This window comes from Nocardioides secundeburneus, assembly GCF_039939255.1.
In the GTDB taxonomy this organism is placed as follows: domain Bacteria; phylum Actinomycetota; class Actinomycetes; order Propionibacteriales; family Nocardioidaceae; genus Nocardioides.
In genome coordinates, this window is the sequence record NZ_JBDUUE010000006.1 from 222,295 (window position 1) to 239,987 (window position 17,693).

Sequence of the window (17,693 nt, forward strand, 5' to 3'; positions counted from 1 at the left end):
GTCGGGTTGGGCCAGGCATGGAGATCTTGCTGACCGGAGGCACGGGCTACATCGGCAACGCGGTGCTGCGGCGGTTGCTCGCCACGGGCCACGAGGTGACGGCGGTCGTGCGCAGCGACGACGCCGCGGCCGCGGTCCGTGCGGCGGGCGCGACGCCCCTGGTGGGCGACCTGTTCGACAGCCACTGGCTCCGCGGGCAGCTCGAGACGGTGCAGGGCGCCATCCACACCGCCGCGGGTGGTGACGCCGACGACGCCGCGCTCAACGACTCGGTGATCGACGCCGTCGTGGCCGCGTTCGGCGGCACCGACAAGCCGTTCGTGCACACCGGCGGCGTGTGGACCTACGGCGACAACCCCGACATCGCCGACGACGACCCGCAGCAGCCGCCGGCCATCACGGCATGGCGTCCGGCCGGCGAGTCGCGACTGCTCGCCTCCGGGGTCCGGGCCTCCGTCGTGCGGCCGGGCATCGTCTACGGCCACGGCGGCGGCATCCCGAACCTGCTCGCCACCGGCCCCCGCGACGACGACGGCGCTCTCACGCTCATCGGCACCGGCGACCAGCACTGGACGACGGTGCACGTCGACGAGCTCGCCGACCTCTACCTCCTCGTCCTCGACCGGGCGCCGGGCGGCTCGGCGTACGTCGGCGCGAACGGCACCAACCCGACCGTCCGAGACCTCGGCGAGGCCGTCGCACCCGCCGTCGTGAGCGGCAGCGGCGACGAGGCCGCCGACCGCCTCGGCGAGGCGTTCGCCGAGGCGCTCCTGCTCGACCAGCAGACCAAGGGGACGGCGGCCCGGGCCCTCGGCTGGCAGCCGAGCGCACCGAGCCTGGTCGACCTGCTCCGCGCCGGCTACCCGGCGGAGCGCTGAGTGCGAGCCCTGACGACCCCCGGCGTAGGATCGAGACGATGAGCACCACCTCCCCAGCACCCGAAGGCCGCCGGCTCCTGCGTCTCGAGGTCCGCAACGCCGAGACCCCGATCGAGCGCAAGCCCGAGTGGATCAAGACCCGCGCCACGATGGGTCCCGAGTACAAGGCGCTCCAGAAGCTGGTGAAGGGCGAAGGCCTGCACACCGTGTGCCAGGAGGCCGGCTGTCCCAACATCTTCGAGTGCTGGGAGGACCGCGAGGCGACGTTCCTCATCGGTGGCGAGCAGTGCACCCGTCGTTGCGACTTCTGCCAGATCGACACCGGCAAGCCGCAGCCGCTCGACCGCGACGAGCCCCGCCGCGTCGCCGAGTCGGTGCAGAAGATGGAGCTGCGCTACGCCACCATCACCGGCGTCGCGCGCGACGACCTGCCCGACGGCGGCGCCTGGCTCTACGCCGAGACCGTGCGGATGATCCACGAGCTCAACCCCGGCATCGGCGTCGAGAACCTCATCCCCGACTTCAACGGCAACCCCGACCAGCTGCGCGAGGTCTTCGAGTCGCGCCCCGAGGTGCTGGCCCACAACGTCGAGACCGTGCCGCGCATCTTCAAGCGCATCCGCCCGGCCTTTCGCTACGAGCGCTCGCTCGACGTGATCACCCAGGCCCGCGACTTCGGCCTGGTCACCAAGTCGAACCTGATCCTCGGCATGGGCGAGACCCGCGACGAGGTCTCGCAGGCGCTGCGCGACCTGCACGAGGCCGGCTGCGAGATCGTCACCATCACGCAGTACCTGCGGCCCTCCCCGCGCCACCACCCCGTCGAGCGGTGGGTCAAGCCCGAGGAGTTCGTCGAGCTCAAGGACGAGGCCGACGAGATCGGCTTCTCCGGCGCGCTCTCCGGCCCGCTCGTGCGTTCGTCGTACCGGGCCGGTCGCCTGTACCGTCAGGCGATGGACGCGCGCGCCGCGTCCGTCTGAGACCCGGTACCTGAGCGACGAGCGAGGCAGCAGCACAGATGGCCAAGGAGCCCAAGACCCCCAAGGTCAAGGAGACCGACCCCGCCAAGATGAGCCGGCGGGCACAGATCGTCGAGACCTACCGGATGTCGAAGGAGACCGACCCCCGGCTCGGTCTCATCATGCTGGGCTTCTTCCTGGTCTTCGGCGCCCTCGCGTTCTCGCTGTTCTGGTTCCCCTTCGGCGGGGGCACCTTCACCCTGGTCGTGGCCATCCTGCTCGGCATCATGGTCGGCCTCGTCGCCATGATGATCGTGTTCAGCCGGCGCGCCCAGCGGGCGGCGTACAACCGCCTCGAGGGGCGCCAGGGCGCAGCCGCCCAGGCGCTCACGATGCTGCGCCGCGGCTGGAAGACCGAGCAGATGATCGCCTTCGGCGGCAACCGGCAGAACCCCGACATGGTGCACCGGGTCGTCGGCCCTCCGGGCATCGTGCTCGTGGGCGAGGGCAACCCCAACCGCCTGCGCCAGCTGCTCACCGCCGAGCGCAAGAAGCACGAGCGCGTCGCCTTCGAGACCCCGATCCACGAGATCATCGTCGGCCGCGAGGAGGGGCAGGTCCCGCTGCCCAAGCTGGTGCGTCACGTGCAGAAGCTCGGTCGTCAGGTCAAGCCGGCCGAGATGACCGACATCCTCAACCGGATCAAGGCGCTCGACGCCCAGCGTCCCAAGATCCCGCTCCCCCGCGGCCCCGTGCCGACGTCGATGAAGGGCATGCGCGGCAACCTGCGTGGCCGCTGACCCGACCGCCGACCCGACCACATCGGACACCGATCGTCGGGTCGGTGCCGTCTTTTCTCCCTAGGTTCCTCGGTAGGAGAACCGGAGGGAGCAACCGTGCTGAACCGTTGGAACGACGCGATCGCGCTGGTCGAGGACCGGCTGGTCGTCGACGCGGACGACGCCGGCCTCGACGTCGCGGCGCTGGCACGCGTCGTCCCGACCTCGGAGCACCACTTCCGCCGGGTCTTCTCGGCCCTGGCCGGCATGCCGCTCTCGGAGTACGTGAGACGGCGTCGGCTCACCGTGGCCGCCGCCGAGGTCGTCGAGGGTCGCCGCAGCGTCCTCGACGTCGCCGTCCGCTACGGCTACGGCTCGGGTGACTCGTTCGCCCGCGCGTTCAGGGCCATGCACGGGATCTCGCCCGTCGAGGCCCGCCGTCGCGGCGCGGTGCTGCACTCGCAGCCTCGGTTGTCCTTCCACCTGCGCATCGAAGGAGCCACCACCGTGCGACACCGCATCGAGCACACCGACCCCTTTCGCCTCGTCGGCCGGCACGCGCGCCTGCCGCTCGTCTTCGAGGGCGAGAACACCGCACTGACCGAGTTCCACCGCGGCCTGCCCGCCGACCTCGGCGACCGCCTCGCGACCTACGCCGACCACCCTGTGCTCTCGGGCACCCTGTCGGTCAGCTCCGGCTTCGCCGAGGAGCGGCTCGACGGCAGCGAGTTCGACTACCACCACGCCGTCGCCACCACCCGCCGCGACGTCGACGACGACCTCGACGTGCTCGAGGTCGCGGCCCACCAGTGGGTCGTCCTGGCCACCGAGGAGGTGCCGGCCGACCGGCTGCAGCACGACCTGCAGCAGCTGTGGGCCTCGGCGTACGGCGCGTGGTTCCCGGCCAACCCCTACCGCACCGTGCCGGGACCGGAGGTGCTGCGCGTGCGCTACGACGAGACCCGCGCCACCGGCAGCGGCGAGCTGTGGCTGCCCGTCGAGCGGGACCCCGCGTCGTCCTAGCCGACGGCGGGCGCCTCGACGACGACCGGTGCGCCGTAGCCGGTGTAGTCGGTGCGCACCAGCGATCCGTCGGCGAGAGCCAGGTCGACCCGCACCGGCTTGCCGCTCGCGTCGATGGAGAAGGTGACGTCGACCGCTCCGGTCGCGTCGTCCGGCACCTGCGGGACGCTGGCGACGGCGGAGGCCTCGACGGTGAACGTGTAGGTGTCGTACGCCGTCCCGTCGACGGTGACGGCGGGCACTGCGCCGAATCCCTCCGCAGCCTCCAGCGGCAGGCGCAGGTCCGTGAGGAGGTCCCACGCCGCGTAGGCCGCGAGGTCGTCGGGCACGCCGTCGCCGCTGACCCAGGGCGCGCCCGGACCGCTACGCGCATAGACGGTGCCGCCGGTACGGCGGATCTCCGTCGCGCCCACCGCCGCCTGGTAGTCGCTGGCCTCCGCCGGGAAGTAGACGTGGTCGGCCTCGGCCGCCGGCACCTCACCGTCGCCGATCGACACGTGCACCGTATAGGCCCCTCCAGCAGAGGTGACCATGCCGTCAGCCACCCTCTCGAGCAGCTGCCTCGCCGTCGTCAGGGTCACGGCGACCGGCGGGGACGACGACGTCTCCGGAGTGCTCGGCTCGCTCGGCTCGGACGACCCGGGCGACTCCGACGGCTCGGCCTCCGCGGTCCGGACGGCGGCCGGCTCGCTGCCGATGGTGACGGTCGAGCCGGGGATGACCGGGCTGGTCGCGTTGGCGACGGTGGGCTGACCGTCGCTGCAGCCGGCCAGCACCGACCCGGCCGCAAGTAGGAGCGCAGGCGCGACGGCGCGCCATCTCCAAGTCATGCCCGCGACCGTACCCGCGCGGCCGGGTGCGTAGGCGACGATCGGCGCAGGTCAGGAGATGAAGGTGAAGCTGTCGGTGCACTCCTCGCCGCACGGCAACCGGCCCCAGTCGGCCTCGTCGCCGAACGACGAGCCGTCGGACGTCCGGACGCTGAACCGCAGGTCGCTCTCGCCCTCGAGCGGCTCGTAGAGCTGGACGAGGTCGTCGGCGCCGTCGCCGTCGACGTCGGAGAGGACGTAGGAGCGGATGCCGCTGGCGTAGAGCTGCTCCCTCGCCTCGTCGGCGCCGCGGACCGTGCGCGACCACTCCTCGCGCGTGCCGATGGCGCCGTCGGTGAACCGGTAGACGTAGATGCCGCGACGGATGCCGGACTCGACGACGAGCTCGTCGGTGCCGTCGCCGTCGACGTCACCCACGAGCCAGGTGGTCACGTAGGGGTTGACCGCTGCTCCCCTGAGCTCGCGCGGCTCGGCGGCCGCGAAGGTCTCGCCGTCGGCCTCGAGCACGGTGAGCGTGTCCAACCCGTCGGGGGTCGGGCTCTGGGAGTAGAGGACGACCTCGTCGGCGCCGTCGCCGTTGACGTCGCCGGTCCAGAGGTAGCCGCCGGACGTGCCGCCCTGGTGCCACTGGGTCGGCGCGGAGAACTGGCCGTCGTCGGCGAGCGCGACGAACAGGACGTCCTCGGCACCGGAGGGCTGACCGAGCAGCACCAGGTCGTCGTCGCCGTCGCCGTCGACGTCGGCGAGGCGGGTGCCGTAGCCGGTGAACCCGAACGCCGGGTCGACCGGGAGGCTGATCGTCGACTGGGTGTCGTCGACCGCCTGGACGCCGATCAGCAGCTCGGTGTCGGAGGTGTTCGCGTCGATCCACAGCCGCTCGCCGGTACCGTCGCCGTCGATGTCGCCCCAGACGGGCACGCCCTCGAGGGCGCCGACGCGCTGCGGGCTGCCGAAGCGCATCGCCGTCGACGGCATCGTCCACACCGACAGCGGGGACGTCGCGCCGAGGCGGTCCTGGAAGACCTGGGCGTCGCCGAGGCCGTCGCCGTCGACGTCGCCGGTCACGGCGCGGGTCGCCTCGGGCTCGTCGGTGGCGGCGTCCGACGGGGTGCCGTCGGGCTCGTCGTCGTCGCGGGTGAGCGCGAAGGCGAGACCGCCACCGACGACGGCGAGCGCCGCGACCACGGCGGCGCCGAGCACCCAGCCACGCCTGCGGAGCGGGGTCGTCGGCGGCAGGGTCGGGGCCCGGGACGGCGTCGCGGCCCCGCCGACGCCGGGTGCCGACCGGATGGCCGTCGTCGCACCGCGGTCGACCCGCGGGACGTCGAGCGGCTCGGCCGGGGCCAGCGGCACGAGCGCCTCGAGCTCGGCGCGCACCTGGGCCGCGCCGGCGGGGCGGTCGGCGGGGTCCTTGGCGAGCAGCGTGGTGAACAGTGCGTTCAGCCGGCGCACCACCTGGCCGCGGCCGGGCAGCTGCGGCACCGCTGCCTGCTGGTGGGCGATCGCGACCTGCATCTCGGTGCCCGAGTAGGGCTCGGAGCCGGTGAGCATCATCCACAGGACGCAGCCCAGCGAGTAGAGGTCGCTGGCCGGGGTGGCGGGCTTGCCGTCGGCGCGCTCGGGGGCGAGGTAGGTGCCGGTGCCGGCGATCATCCCGGTGGCGGTGGGCGCCGGGCCGTCGATGCCCTCGGAGCGGGCGATGCCGAAGTCGCACAGGAACGCCTGCGGGTGCGACGTCGAGTCGCGGCGGAGCAGCACGTTGGCCGGCTTCACGTCGCGGTGCAGCACGCCGCGCTCGTGCGCGTCGGCGAGACCGCCGGCGACCTGGGCTGCGATCGCGAGCGCCGTCCGGGCCGGCAGGGCGCCGTCCTGGCCGAGCAGCGTGGCGAGGTCGGTGCCCTCGACGAGCTGCATGACGATGAACGGCGTCCCGTCGATCTCGTCGTGGTCGTAGATCGTCACCACGTGCGGCGACTCGAGCCGGGCCAGCGCCTCGGCCTCGTGCTGGAAGCGGGCGCGGAACTCGGCGTTCTGGGCGAGGACGCCGGTGATCACCTTGACCGCGACCGTGCGGTGCAGCCGCTGGTCGGTGGCGGCGAAGACCAGGCCCATGCCGCCCTGCCCCAGGAGCCGGTCGAGGTGGTAGCGGCCGAGCATCTCGCCGACGCGTGGCGTGTACATGGTGTGGACTCCCCCGTTGGGTGGCGGTGGTGGTCGGTCAGCGGGCCTGCGCGGCGACCAGGCCGCGGAACGTGGCGACGTCGACCGTCGCGGTGCCGGCGAAGACGTCGTGCAGGCCGCGTCCGTCGGCCCGGAAGACGAGCGGCGGGACGACGAGCGCGACCAGGACCTGGCGCACGACCATCTTCCAGAGCCGGTGCGGACGCAGCCGGCCGTCGTCCGGGACGACGCGCAGGCCGGTCACGATCTTGCCGAACGAGCCGGCGAGCAGCCAGGTGAAGAACGCCGACTCGACGATGTAGACGCCCAGCACGACGAAGCCCTCGGGGCCTCCGGCCTGCGGGTCGACGAACGGCAGCACGACGAGCCAGCACACGGCCCAGTCGACGGCGAGAGCGAGCATGCGCCGTGGCCAGGAGGCGGTCGGCAGCGCTTCGTTCACAGGTCGAGGATAGGGAGCACGCGAAAGTCGACCGACGCCGGACACCTGTTACACCGGGGAAACAATCTCGATACGGTCGGGAAACCGCTCGACAGGTACGTTTCGGGCATCCGTCGCAACGCAGCGACGCCGCACCCCGCCACACGAAGGCTGCGCCGTGGTCCGCAGCCAAGGAGGACGAATGTTCCAGAACAGCGATGAGCTGCTCAAGTTCATCAAGGACGAAGGCGTCGAGATGATCGACGTCCGCTTCTGCGACCTGCCCGGCATCATGCAGCACTTCACCGTCCCGGTGTCGTCCTTCGACCAGAGCGTCTTCGACGACGGCCTCGGCTTCGACGGGTCGTCGATCCGCGGCTTCCAGGCCATCAACGAGTCGGACATGTCGCTGTTCCCGGACCCGACGACGGCCTACGTCGACCCGTTCCGCAAGTCGAAGACCCTCAACGTCAACTTCTTCATCCACGACCCGATCACGGGTGAGCCCTACTCGCGCGACCCGCGCAACATCGCCCGCAAGGCGCTGGCCTACCTCTCGACCACCGGCATCGCCGACACGGCGTTCTTCGCCCCCGAGGCGGAGTTCTACATCTTCGACAACGTCCGCTACTCCACCGGCGTCAACGAGGGCTACTACCACATCGACTCCGTCGAGGGCTGGTGGAACTCGGGCCAGGAGGGCGACAACCTCGGCTACAAGACCCGCCTCAAGGGCGGCTACTTCCCGGTCGAGCCCTACGACCACTACAGCGACCTGCGCGCCGACATGGTCAAGAACCTCGAGGCGTGCGGCCTCCAGGTCGAGCGGGCCCACCACGAGGTCGGTACCGCCGGCCAGGCCGAGATCAACTACCGGTTCGACACCCTGCTCAAGGCTGCCGACGACGTGATGAAGTTCAAGTACCTCATCAAGAACACCGCCTGGGAGCAGGGCAAGTCGGTCACCTTCATGCCGAAGCCGATCTTCGGCGACAACGGCTCGGGCATGCACGTGCACCAGTCGCTGTGGAACGACGGCGAGCCGCTGTTCTACGACGAGACCGGCTACGGCGGCCTGTCCGACCTCGCCCGCTGGTACATCGGCGGCATCCTCAAGCACGCTCCGGCGCTGCTGGCCTTCACCAACCCGACGGTCAACAGCTACCACCGCCTGGTGCCCGGCTACGAGGCCCCGATCTCGCTGGTCTACTCCTCGCGCAACCGCTCCGCCTCGGTCCGCATCCCGATCACGGGCTCGAACCCGAAGGCCAAGCGCGTCGAGACCCGCTTCCCGGACCCCTCGGCCAACCCCTACCTCGCCTTCTCCGCCCTGATGCTCGCCGGCATCGACGGCATCCAGAAGAAGATCGAGCCGGCCGCGCCGATCGACAAGGACATCTACGAGCTCCCGCCGGACGAGATGGCCGAGATCGACCAGGTCCCGACCTCGCTCGGCGCCGTCCTCGACGCCCTCGAGGCCGACCACGAGTTCCTGACGGCGGGCAACGTGTTCACGCCCGACCTCATCGAGACCTGGATCGACTACAAGCGCACCAACGAGATCGCGCCCGTCCAGCTCCGCCCGCACCCGCACGAGTTCGAGCTGTACTACGACATCTGATTTCGGGCCGCTGGTGGCCCTTCGATCAACGCCAGACGACCGAAGAAAACCGCCTCTGACCTGCGGAAACGCCGCCGTCCGACCTTTGGGTCGTTCGGCGGCGTTTCTCGTGTTCTGGGGTTCGCTTGTTACATCACTGGTACATGCAGGCGGGTCGTTGCGCTTTCAACAGCGATGCTCGCGGCGGTCGCCCGGCACGATGCGCCGTCACTAATCACTTGGTTTTACCGACACACGCGTGGGGCTCGTGTGATCCTCGTCCGCGTGACAAACCTGCTCTCGGAAGCGCATCAGCTGACCAAGGGGACCAACGTCTCGCTCTCGACGCTCGGAGCCGAGCTCGGCGGCCTGACGGTGTTCCTCGACAGCCGCGGACACGACGGCGCCGAGATCGACGCCGACGTCAGCGTCCTGCTGCTCGACGCCGGCGGCAAGGTGCGCACGAGCTCGGATTTCGTCTTCTACAATCAGCCGATCGCTCTGAGTGGCGCGGTGCACCTGCGTGACAAGGTCCGACCCGCGCCCGACTCGGCAGAGGCGGCGGAGGGTTGGTCGTCCGACGTCGTCACGCTCGAGCTCGACGACGTCCCCGAGGAGATCGAGCGCATCGTCATCTCCGCGAGCCTCGATCCGTCTGCCGGCGTGACGTTCGGCGATGCTGCGGACATCCGCATGCGGGCACAACGCACGTCGGACGCCACCGACCTGCTCGTCTTCGACATCACCGATGCCAGCAGCGAGCTCGCGCTCCTGTTCGGCGAGTTCTACCGCCGCAACGGCGAATGGAAGGTCCGCGCCGTCGGTCAGGGCTACGCCGACGGGCTCGGCGCCTTGGTGAGCGCGCACGGGGTCGAGGTCGCCTCCGACGACGCCGAACCGGCCGACGAGCCAGGCAACAGCGTCAACGTCGCGACCCCGGACCTGCCCACCGATGCGCAGGACGATCCGTCTGTCGAGACCACGCCCGAGGTCGAGCCGATGCTGGCTGACGACGCGGCGCCCCGCGGGGCCGAGGCAGCGCCGAGCAAGCGCGGCGTGTCGGTCCGTCGTCCCACTCGCGCCCCGAAGCTGCCGGTCGACTGGAATGCCACGATCCCAGCCGTCGACGGCAATGACTGGCAGCCCGCACGCCTGTTCCCCGTCGCCGGCATCGGCAGCGGAGAGGAGCAGGAACGCCGCGCCACCTCCGCCCTGCTCGCCGTCATGAGCATGGTCCGCGAGTTCGGCACGGCGCTCACCTCGAAGTGCGGTGCCCCGCGAGGATCGCTCGCGACATTCATCGAGGTGCCGTTCGGCCAGGACGAGGAGGCCTACCGACCGGACGGCGTCATTCGCATCACCCGCGGCCAGAAGACCTGGACCGCGCTGGTCGAGGTCAAGACGTCCACGGGCAAGCTCGACGCCACCCAGATCGACCGTTACGTCGAGATCGCGCGCACCAAGGGCTTCGACGCCGTCATTACCATCAGCAACGAGCTCGCCGGCGGCGACGCTGACCACCCGGTCGCGATCGACCGCCGCAAGCTGCGCAAGGTCGCCCTGCACCACCTGTCCTGGGACCAGATCCGCGCCGAGGCCATCCTGACCGCCCGACACCGTGGTGTCGCCGACCCGACCCAGGGCAAGGTCTTGGAGGAGTTCATCCGCTACATGAACCACGCCCGCTCGGGCATGGGCGGCCTCGGCGACATGGGCCCGAGCTGGGTCAAGGTCCGCGACGCCGTGAAGGCCAAGACCGCCCGCGCCTCCGACAAGGCCACCGGGGAGGTCAGCGCGCGCTTCGACGAGCTCGTCCAACACCTCGGTCACCACCTCTCGGGCCTCCTCGGCGTCGAGGTCCAGGCGCTGGCACCACGGGAGACGCCTGACCACGCGAGCCGACGCCAGCAGCTCGCCGACTCCGGTCTGCTCTTCGGTCGTCTCAAGGTGCCCGGCGCGATCGATGTCATCGTCATCGGCGCCGATCTGCGCTCCGACAAGGCGACCGCGTCGATCACGGTGCCTGCACCCAAGGGCGAGACGCGCGCCCAGACCCGCATCACCTGGCTCCTGCGACAGATCGCCGACGACGCCAAGGACTCACTGAGGATCGAAGCCCACCTGGCAGGTCCGCGCTCGACGTCGACCGCAGCGCTGCTCGGCAAAGCCCGCAACGACCCCACGATCCTGATCCCCGACGACCAGCGGGAGATCAAGTCCTTCACGATCTCGATGGACGTCCCACTCGGCGCCAAACGAGCAGCCGGCACCGGCACGCTCATCGCGTCGGTCAAGACCGTGAGCACCACGTTCTACGCCGACGTCGTCCAGCACCTTCGGCCGTGGGTGGACAAACGAGCCTGATCCGCCCGGCGCCTGCCGCTAGGACAACCCCGAACGGCGCCCGTGGTCCTCTCAAGCCCGGCCTGTAGGCCGCGGGAAGCCGACGTCAGGAGCCGTGCCGCGCGGCGTAGTCCTCGAACGGTGCGGTCGGGTGGTCGTGCTCGCCCTGCGTGGACGGGATCGCCCGGTCGTCGGGTGCGGCGGCGTACTCGTCGTAGAACGTGGCGAGGCTCATGTAGCGGCCGCCGTCCTCGTAGTGCTCGCCTTCCTGCTCGCGGGTCGCGGCGTAGACGATCCGCTCCGGTTCGGCGTAGTAGAGCGCACCGAGGCACATCGGGCAGGGGTAGGCAGTGACGTAGACGTCGCAGCCGCGCAGGTCGGTGCGGCCCGAGGCCGCGAGCTCGCGGATGGCGGTGATCTCGGCGTGGGCCGTCTTGTCGCCGCTCTGGACGACCTGGTTGGTGGCCTCGTGCAGCACCCCGCCGCTGGCGGCGTCGACCACCACGCAGGCGAAGGGCTTGCCGCCGTCGGCCACGTTGGTGCGGGCGAGGTCGACGGAGCGGGCGACGAGGGTGGGATCGAGAGCGGCCTGCCGGTTCACTCTCGGAGCGTAGGTCGGCGAGCCGTTCGCGTGCCCACCCCGCCGGCGACCGGAGTGCCTTTCGTGGGGGGGCCGATGCGCTCGGGGTCGTGACCTCGGCGTCCGTCGCGGACCACTCTCGTGGACGCCGCTGGCCGTCCGTCGTCATGTCAGTGGTCGCGCCACAGGGCGATCAGGTCGGCGAGGCCCTCACCGAGCGCGTCGGGCTCGCGCCAGAACGGGATTCGGAGGAACTCGCGGCATCCCTCGACGGCCGAGAAGACCGGGCCGGGACTGACCAGGATCCCGTGGCGCCGTGCGTGCTGCCCGAAGGCCGAGGCGTCAAGGCCTGGGACCCGCACCCACAGGCCGCTGCCGCCACCGGGCCGGGTGAAGGACCACTCCGGCGCCTCGGCGTTCAGGATGGCGGAAGCGGCCGCGTAACCCGTCTCCAGCTGTCGTCGGCGGACGACGCGAGCCTCGTCGACCACGGACAGGCAGGACGCGGCCACCAGCTGCGTCAGCGGGGAGCTCCCGAGGTCGGCCACGGCCTTGGCGCGCACCAGCGGCCCCAGGAAGGAGGACCGGGCCCGGATCCACCCGATCCGGAGGCCGCCCCAGAACAGCTTCGACACCGACCCCAGGGCGACCCACTGGTCGGGGGGCAAGCCGTGACCGACCGGCGTCGGCGGCCGGTCCGCGTCGAGCACGAGGTCGGCGGGAGATCCGTCCTCGAGCAGGATGGTCCGTGACCCCGCGAGGATGCGGTTCACGCCGGCGGCCCGGTCGGGGGTGATCACCGAGCCGGTCGGGTTGTGGGCGATCGGCAGCGAGTAGAACAGACGCGGCTCGAGCCGGCGGACCAGTCGTTCGAGCACCTCGAGGTCCGGTCCGGAGTGGTCGACCGGGACCGGCACGAGCCGGGCGCCCTGCGCGCGGAACGCGTCCAGCGCCCCGCGGTAGGACGGGTCCTCGACCAGGACGACGTCGCCCGGCCTGACCAGGGCGGCCGCGACCATCGCCAGGCCCTGCTGGGACCCCGAGGTGACCAGGACCTCGTCGGCGGACGTCGCGACCCCCAGGTCGGCGTAGTAGCGGGCGAGCGCCGTCCGCAGCTCGAGCAGGCCGGCCGGCTCGTAGCCGTCGTCAGCGACGAGCTCGGCGAGACGCGGGTGCTGCAGCACCCGGTCGGTGTGCTCGCGCACGAGGTCGAGGCCGCCCGGCGCGCCGCTGGAGAGGTCGTGGTGGCGCTGCACCGGATGTTCGCCGAAGCTGGTGAGCCGCGCGTCGGCCCGGGGGCCGGCGACACCGCGAGCGCCGACCGAGGTGACGGACGACCCGCTGCCCACCCGGCTCTCGATCACCCGGGCGTCCCGCAGGAGGTTGTAGGCCGCGGTCACCGTCCCCCGGCTGACCATGAGCGCACCGGCCAGCGTGCGCTCGGACGGCATCGTGTCGCCCGCACGCAGGTCGCCCTGGTCGACGAGGTCGGTGACGGCGGCCGCGAGGCGCTGCGCGAGAGGACCGCTCTGGGACTGCCAGCCCGCGAGGAGGCGCGTGACGCGGCCGGTGGTGTTCGTGGCGCGCCTCCGTCGTCGGACCGTCTTTGGACCATTGCCCACGCATTGGCCCTTGTCGGGCCAATGCGTGGGCCACAGTGTGGTGACCGGGACACGGCGCGGGCAAGTCGCGCCGTCGACGGGAGGACATCGACCGTGGCAGTGCTCGTCGTCGCCACCCTCGACACGAAGGGGGCCGAGGCCGCGTTCGTCCGCGACCGTCTGCGCCGTGACGGTTCCGACGTCCTGGTGATGGACGTCGGCGTGCTCGGAGACAGCCCCGTCGCGGCCGACCTCGACGCCTCTGCCGTCGCCGCCGCGGCCGGTCAGCAGCTCGACGCCCTGCGGTCCGCGGGCGACCGCGGCGCCGCGCTGCGGGCCATGGCCCGAGGTGCGGCAGCCCTCACCGCCGACCTCGTCGACGGGGGCGAGGTCGAGGGCGTCCTCGGACTCGGCGGCAGTGGCGGGTCGTCGGTCGTCGCCGAGGTCGTGCGGGTCCTCCCGGTCGGCATGCCGAAGCTGCTGGTGTCGACGATGGCCAGCGGCGACGTCTCGGCCTACGTCGGTGAGACCGACCTGACCCTGATGCACAGCGTGGTCGACCTCGCCGGCCTCAACGTGATCTCGCGCGAGATCCTGCGCAACGCCGCGGTCGCGATCGGCGCGATGGCCCGCTCCTACGCCGCGGCGCGGGCGACCACCGCCGACGGCGTCGACCGCCCCCTCGTGGCCGCCACCATGTTCGGGGTCACCACCCCGGCCGTCGAGACCGCGAAGGCCGAGCTCGAGGCGTCCGGCTACGACGTCATCGTCTTCCACGCGACCGGGTCGGGCGGCCGCGCCATGGAGTCGCTGGTCCGCAGCGGCTTCTTCGCCGGTGTGCTCGACCTGACGACGACCGAGATCGCCGACGAGGTCGTGGGCGGCGTGCTCTCGGCCGGTCCCGGGCGCCTCACCGGGGCCGCCGAGCTCGGCGTGCCCCAGGTCGTCAGCCTGGGCGCCGTCGACATGGTGAACTTCGGGCCGCGTGCCACGGTGCCCGACGAGTTCGGCGACCGCACGCTGCTGGTGCACAACGACAGCGTCACCCTCATGCGGACGACGGCCGACGAGGCCCGCTCCATCGGCGCCACCATCGGCGAACGGGTCGCGCGCAGCACCGGGCCCACCGTCGTCTTCGTCCCGGCCGGCGGGACGTCGGTCATCGACGCCGACGGCGGCCCGTTCTGGGACCAGGAGGCCGACCACGCCGCGGTCGTGGCGCTCCAGGACGCGCTCGCCGGGTCCGGCATCGAGGTGGTCGTCCGCGACGAGAACATCAACGACCCCCAGTTCGCCGTCGCCATGGCGCAGCGACTGCACACGCTCATCGAAGGAGACAACCCATGAACCGCACCGAGGCGCTCGCGGCCCTGAAGAGCCAGGTCGCGCAGGACCTGCCCGTCGTGGGAGCCGGCGCCGGGACCGGCCTGTCGGCGAAGTCGGCCGAGATGGGCGGCGCCGACCTGATCATCATCTACAACTCCGGCCGGTTCCGGATGGCCGGGCGCGGCTCGCTGGCCGGGATGATGCCCTACGGCGACGCCAACGCGATCGTGATGGAGATGGCGGCCGAGGTGCTGCCGGTCGTCGAGCGGACGCCGGTCCTCGCCGGCGTCTGCGGCACCGACCCGTTCCGCCTGATGCCGCAGTTCCTCGACGACATCGCCCGGACCGGGTTCACCGGCGTCCAGAACTTCCCGACGGTGGGGCTGATCGACGGGGTGTTCCGGGCCAACCTGGAGGAGACCGGGATGGGGTTCGACCTGGAGGTCGAGATGATCCGGCTGGCCTCCGAGCGCGACCTGCTGACCGCGCCCTACGTCTTCGACGTCGAGCAGGCCACGGCGATGACCGAGGCCGGTGCCGACGTCCTGGTGCCCCACATGGGCCTGACCACCAAGGGCTCGATCGGCGCGGCCACGGCCATCACCCTCGACGAGGCGGTCGACCGCGTGCAGGCGATGTGCGACGCCGCCCACGCGGTCAACCCGGACGTCATCGTGCTGTGCCACGGCGGTCCGATCGCCGAGCCGGACGACGTGCGCACCGTCCTCGAGCGCACGAGCGGGGTGGTCGGGTTCTTCGGCGCCTCGTCGATGGAACGCCTGCCCACCGAACGGGCGATCGCCGACCAGCTGCGGCAGTTCAAGAGCCTCCCGGTCTAACCGACCGCCACCCCTGCGAAGGACGCGTGATGCACAGGAAACCACACGACCTGACGACGATGGTCCTCGAGTGGGGATCGATCAAGTGGTTCGTGTCCCCCGGCACCGTCCCGGGGGCCACCTCGTCGTTCGGCGAGGTCGTCATCAACCCCACGAAGGGGCACGACCGCCACGAGCACCCGGACGCCGACGAGGTCCTCTACGTCATCGAGGGGACCGGCCGTCAGACCGTGGGCGACGGACCCGAGTTCGACGTCGTCGCCGGCGACACCATCTGGGTGCCCCGGGGCACGCTGCACTCGACGTTCAACACCGGCTGGAAGGCATTGCGCCTTCTCGCCACCTACACACCCGGCGGCGAGGAGCAGGCGCTGCGGGAGCTGCCCGACTTCACCGAGCTTCCTGCCGGCGACGCCCCGGTGTGGAGCCCGAACGACCCGGGCCGATGAGCATCGACGGCGCCTGACGCCGGACCGTCGTCCGGCGTCAGAGCCGTTGCCGGGCTCGCGCCCGGTAACCGATCAGGCCTGCGCGGTCAGCGCCACGCGGCGGCCTTCGAGGCCACCTTGTACGGGCCCGTCTGGTTGGTGAAGGCGATGCCGACGCCGCCCTTCTTGGAGGTGCAGACCTTGTAGGCGCGTCCGACGACGAACTTGCCACCGGGCAGCGCCGTCTTGCTGACCTGTTTGCCGTTGGTGCCGGTGATGCGCTTGACCTTCGCGATCGTCATGCCCTTCTTGATCTTGCGGTACTCGGCCTTCGAGACGCAGCCCTTGCCGGCTGCGCGGTCGGACGGCGCGGCCGCGGACGCCGGGCCGGAGGAGGTGACGGCACCCGTGCCGACGAGGGAGAGGGAGAGGACGACGGCAGCGGCCGTACGACGCAGGGACACAGGTTGCTCCTGGGGTAGGGGGTGGAGTGGCGATGCGGATCTTCCCGCTCCGGCCACGTCCAAACCCACGGTCCGTGCGGTGGACGTCACCCCGGCACGAGCGAGCGGGCGGGGACCGGTCAGGGCAGGAGCACGGCCAGGGAGTTCAGCTCGTGCTCGTCGCCGAGGTCGTGCCAGTCGAGCTGGGTGAAGGGGCGTCCGGCGGAGCGGTGGCGGCCCCAGACGATGTGGTAGCCGAGGTCGACGAGAGGTCGGATGACGTCGCGGTTCGTGACACCGAAGTCGTTGGCGGCTCCCCGGCCGTCGAACTCGAGGAGGATGACGGGCCGGTGCCGCTCGATGACCGCCATGCTGCCCGGGATGATCTTGGCCTGGTAGCCCTCGACGTCGATCTTGACCAGGTCGGGCGCCAGCGAGCGTTCGGCGCAGAAGTCGTCGAGCGTCCACACGTCGATGTGGTCCCGACGCCGGTTCGCGTCGGCCGCGCCGGGCTCGGTCTCGATCCGCATCAGGTGGGCCACGACCTCGACATCTCGCTGGGAGACGTCGGACAGCGCGCACAGGTGGGCCTCGACCGAGTCGCCGAAGATCGATCGGTTGGCCTCGACGTTGCGTCGCAGGGCTCGGTACGAGCGGGGGTTGGCCTCGAACGCGTGCACCTCGGCGTCGTCGAAGATCGACCGGGCCAGCAAGGAGACATACCCGTAGAGCGATCCGATGTCCAACACCGTGCGGGGCTGCAGGTCGAGCTCGTCGAGGGCGAGCAGCGCTCCCACGAGTCCGGGCTCGTGGATGGCGCCGTCGCGATGGGTGGCCTCGACCCACGATGCCGATCCGCCCCGGACCCGCCCTCCGGCATCTCGGGGGAAGGTGATCGGAGCCCGTCCGGCGAGGGCGAGGGAGTGCGCCTCATCGCCTTCGCGGTAGTCGAAGCTCAAGGCGGACGTCTGTCCGTTGGCGGCGGCGCAGAAGTCGGCTGCAGTCAGGCTCATCCCCTCCAGCCTGTCACACGCCCACGCCGGGTCCCGGTGCCCGTCCGTGCGTGCTGACGCGCGCGTCACGCGCCCGGCGGCACCAGCGTTCCCTGGTGGTAGGTCTGCTGCCACCGACCGGCACGCTCGCACCAGATCGACGTGCGGCGCGCTCGTCGTCCCGATCGCTCGGACTCCCAGAAGACCTGGACGACGCCCGGGGCCAGCATCCGGGCCGTCAGGTCGGCGACCTCGATCACGCCGAGGTCGCCGGCGGCGGTCTCCTCGCGCAGCATGGCCAGGGTGCCGGCGAGGTCCCAGCGACGACCCGACGCCCCGATCTCCACGAAGCCGGGGGCGAGGAGCTCCCGCAGCCGGCTCTCGTCGGCACGGCACTCCGGCGTCTGGAGCTCTCGCTCGAGCCCCATCACGATGGCCTCGGAGCCCGGGCTCGTCTCCCACGTCATCTC

General features: G+C 71.4%; 17 protein-coding genes. 9 read left to right on the plus strand and 8 right to left on the minus strand.

Annotated elements, in window-relative coordinates; translation table 11 throughout:
* Window positions 1–17: 17 nt before the first annotated feature.
* The 4 genes from ABFT23_RS17390 (at window position 18) to ABFT23_RS17405 (ending at window position 3,639) form a co-directional block, all read left to right on the plus strand.
* Window positions 18–878, plus strand: a complete 861-nt coding sequence (locus ABFT23_RS17390) for an NAD-dependent epimerase/dehydratase family protein (RefSeq protein WP_347897437.1) — start codon at window positions 18–20, stop codon at window positions 876–878.
* Between the two features lie 38 nt (window positions 879–916).
* On the plus strand, window positions 917–1,858 hold the full coding sequence (lipA, locus tag ABFT23_RS17395; RefSeq protein WP_347897439.1) for a lipoyl synthase: 942 nt from the start codon (window positions 917–919) through the stop codon (window positions 1,856–1,858).
* A 38-nt stretch (window positions 1,859–1,896) separates the two neighbouring features.
* Window positions 1,897–2,637 (plus strand): DUF4191 domain-containing protein, encoded by a 741-nt coding sequence (locus tag ABFT23_RS17400; protein WP_347897441.1) that lies wholly within the window; start codon window positions 1,897–1,899, stop codon window positions 2,635–2,637.
* A 96-nt stretch (window positions 2,638–2,733) separates the two neighbouring features.
* Complete coding sequence (locus ABFT23_RS17405; protein WP_347897443.1) at window positions 2,734–3,639, plus strand: AraC family transcriptional regulator; 906 nt, start codon at window positions 2,734–2,736, stop codon at window positions 3,637–3,639.
* Here the strand turns inward: ABFT23_RS17405 and ABFT23_RS17410 are convergent.
* Genes ABFT23_RS17410 through ABFT23_RS17420 form a run of 3 tightly spaced genes read right to left on the minus strand, consistent with a single transcriptional unit; the run spans window position 3,636 to window position 7,092 of the window.
* Window positions 3,636–4,469 carry a hypothetical protein gene (locus ABFT23_RS17410; RefSeq protein ID WP_347897445.1) on the minus strand — a complete coding sequence of 278 codons (834 nt, stop codon included), beginning with the start codon at window positions 4,467–4,469 and terminating at the stop codon, window positions 3,636–3,638. The genes ABFT23_RS17405 and ABFT23_RS17410 overlap by 4 nt on opposite strands.
* A gap of 51 nt (window positions 4,470–4,520) precedes the next feature.
* Complete coding sequence (locus tag ABFT23_RS17415; protein WP_347897447.1) at window positions 4,521–6,650, minus strand: protein kinase domain-containing protein; 2,130 nt, start codon at window positions 6,648–6,650, stop codon at window positions 4,521–4,523.
* A gap of 37 nt (window positions 6,651–6,687) precedes the next feature.
* On the minus strand, window positions 6,688–7,092 hold the full coding sequence (locus tag ABFT23_RS17420; protein ID WP_347897449.1) for an RDD family protein: 405 nt from the start codon (window positions 7,090–7,092) through the stop codon (window positions 6,688–6,690).
* Between the two features lie 181 nt (window positions 7,093–7,273).
* On the opposite strand from ABFT23_RS17420, the gene glnA reads away from it, so the two are divergent.
* Both glnA and ABFT23_RS17430 read left to right on the plus strand, forming a co-directional pair.
* Window positions 7,274–8,692: a type I glutamate--ammonia ligase gene (glnA, locus tag ABFT23_RS17425; RefSeq protein ID WP_347897451.1), complete on the plus strand. Its 1,419-nt coding sequence runs from the start codon at window positions 7,274–7,276 to the stop codon at window positions 8,690–8,692.
* Window positions 8,693–8,956: 264 nt separating this feature from the next.
* Window positions 8,957–11,035 carry a TerD family protein gene (locus tag ABFT23_RS17430; RefSeq protein WP_347897453.1) on the plus strand — a complete coding sequence of 693 codons (2,079 nt, stop codon included), beginning with the start codon at window positions 8,957–8,959 and terminating at the stop codon, window positions 11,033–11,035.
* 85 nt (window positions 11,036–11,120) lie between these two features.
* Here ABFT23_RS17430 and ABFT23_RS17435 read toward each other — a convergent pair whose 3' ends face one another.
* Both ABFT23_RS17435 and ABFT23_RS17440 read right to left on the minus strand, forming a co-directional pair.
* The gene (locus tag ABFT23_RS17435) at window positions 11,121–11,615 is read right to left on the minus strand and encodes a nucleoside deaminase (protein ID WP_347897455.1); all 495 of its coding nucleotides are present in this window, start codon (window positions 11,613–11,615) and stop codon (window positions 11,121–11,123) included.
* Between the two features lie 149 nt (window positions 11,616–11,764).
* Window positions 11,765–13,216: an aminotransferase-like domain-containing protein gene (locus tag ABFT23_RS17440; protein WP_347897457.1), complete on the minus strand. Its 1,452-nt coding sequence runs from the start codon at window positions 13,214–13,216 to the stop codon at window positions 11,765–11,767.
* Window positions 13,217–13,309: 93 nt separating this feature from the next.
* Between ABFT23_RS17440 and ABFT23_RS17445 the strand changes: the two genes are divergently transcribed.
* From ABFT23_RS17445 to ABFT23_RS17455, 3 genes are read left to right on the plus strand one after another with little or no spacing between them, the layout of a single operon-like run.
* Window positions 13,310–14,542, plus strand: coding sequence for a Tm-1-like ATP-binding domain-containing protein (locus ABFT23_RS17445; RefSeq protein ID WP_347897459.1), 1,233 nt, complete (start codon window positions 13,310–13,312; stop codon window positions 14,540–14,542).
* Window positions 14,539–15,360, plus strand: coding sequence for a phosphoenolpyruvate hydrolase family protein (locus tag ABFT23_RS17450; RefSeq protein ID WP_347897461.1), 822 nt, complete (start codon window positions 14,539–14,541; stop codon window positions 15,358–15,360). The genes ABFT23_RS17445 and ABFT23_RS17450 overlap by 4 nt, the downstream gene beginning before the upstream one ends.
* A gap of 29 nt (window positions 15,361–15,389) precedes the next feature.
* Window positions 15,390–15,809, plus strand: a complete 420-nt coding sequence (locus ABFT23_RS17455) for a cupin domain-containing protein (RefSeq protein ID WP_347897463.1) — start codon at window positions 15,390–15,392, stop codon at window positions 15,807–15,809.
* Between the two features lie 86 nt (window positions 15,810–15,895).
* Here ABFT23_RS17455 and ABFT23_RS17460 read toward each other — a convergent pair whose 3' ends face one another.
* The 3 genes from ABFT23_RS17460 to ABFT23_RS17470 all read right to left on the minus strand — a co-directional run bounded on the left by ABFT23_RS17460 (window position 15,896) and on the right by ABFT23_RS17470 (window position 17,690).
* Window positions 15,896–16,252 carry a hypothetical protein gene (locus tag ABFT23_RS17460; protein WP_347897464.1) on the minus strand — a complete coding sequence of 119 codons (357 nt, stop codon included), beginning with the start codon at window positions 16,250–16,252 and terminating at the stop codon, window positions 15,896–15,898.
* Between the two features lie 119 nt (window positions 16,253–16,371).
* A complete protein-coding gene (locus ABFT23_RS17465; RefSeq protein WP_347897466.1) occupies window positions 16,372–17,244 on the minus strand; it encodes an FkbM family methyltransferase in 873 nt (290 codons plus the stop codon).
* Between the two features lie 65 nt (window positions 17,245–17,309).
* Window positions 17,310–17,690 (minus strand): nuclear transport factor 2 family protein, encoded by a 381-nt coding sequence (locus ABFT23_RS17470; RefSeq protein WP_347897468.1) that lies wholly within the window; start codon window positions 17,688–17,690, stop codon window positions 17,310–17,312.
* Between the last annotated feature and the right edge of the window lie 3 nt (window positions 17,691–17,693).

Bases quoted from the DNA above. Each gene is read 5' to 3' on its own strand.
- ABFT23_RS17410 (WP_347897445.1), bottom strand. From the start codon at position 4,469: ATGACTTGGAGATGGCGCGCCGTCGCGCCTGCGCTCCTACTTGCGGCC.
- ABFT23_RS17415 (WP_347897447.1), bottom strand. From the start codon at position 6,650: ATGTACACGCCACGCGTCGGCGAGATGCTCGGCCGCTACCACCTCGAC.
- ABFT23_RS17465 (WP_347897466.1), bottom strand. From the start codon at position 17,244: ATGAGCCTGACTGCAGCCGACTTCTGCGCCGCCGCCAACGGACAGACG.
- ABFT23_RS17390 (WP_347897437.1), top strand. From the start codon at position 18: ATGGAGATCTTGCTGACCGGAGGCACGGGCTACATCGGCAACGCGGTG.
- lipA (WP_347897439.1), top strand. From the start codon at position 917: ATGAGCACCACCTCCCCAGCACCCGAAGGCCGCCGGCTCCTGCGTCTC.
- ABFT23_RS17470 (WP_347897468.1), bottom strand. From the start codon at position 17,690: ATGACGTGGGAGACGAGCCCGGGCTCCGAGGCCATCGTGATGGGGCTC.
- glnA (WP_347897451.1), top strand. From the start codon at position 7,274: ATGTTCCAGAACAGCGATGAGCTGCTCAAGTTCATCAAGGACGAAGGC.
- ABFT23_RS17400 (WP_347897441.1), top strand. From the start codon at position 1,897: ATGGCCAAGGAGCCCAAGACCCCCAAGGTCAAGGAGACCGACCCCGCC.
- ABFT23_RS17450 (WP_347897461.1), top strand. From the start codon at position 14,539: ATGAACCGCACCGAGGCGCTCGCGGCCCTGAAGAGCCAGGTCGCGCAG.
- ABFT23_RS17455 (WP_347897463.1), top strand. From the start codon at position 15,390: ATGCACAGGAAACCACACGACCTGACGACGATGGTCCTCGAGTGGGGA.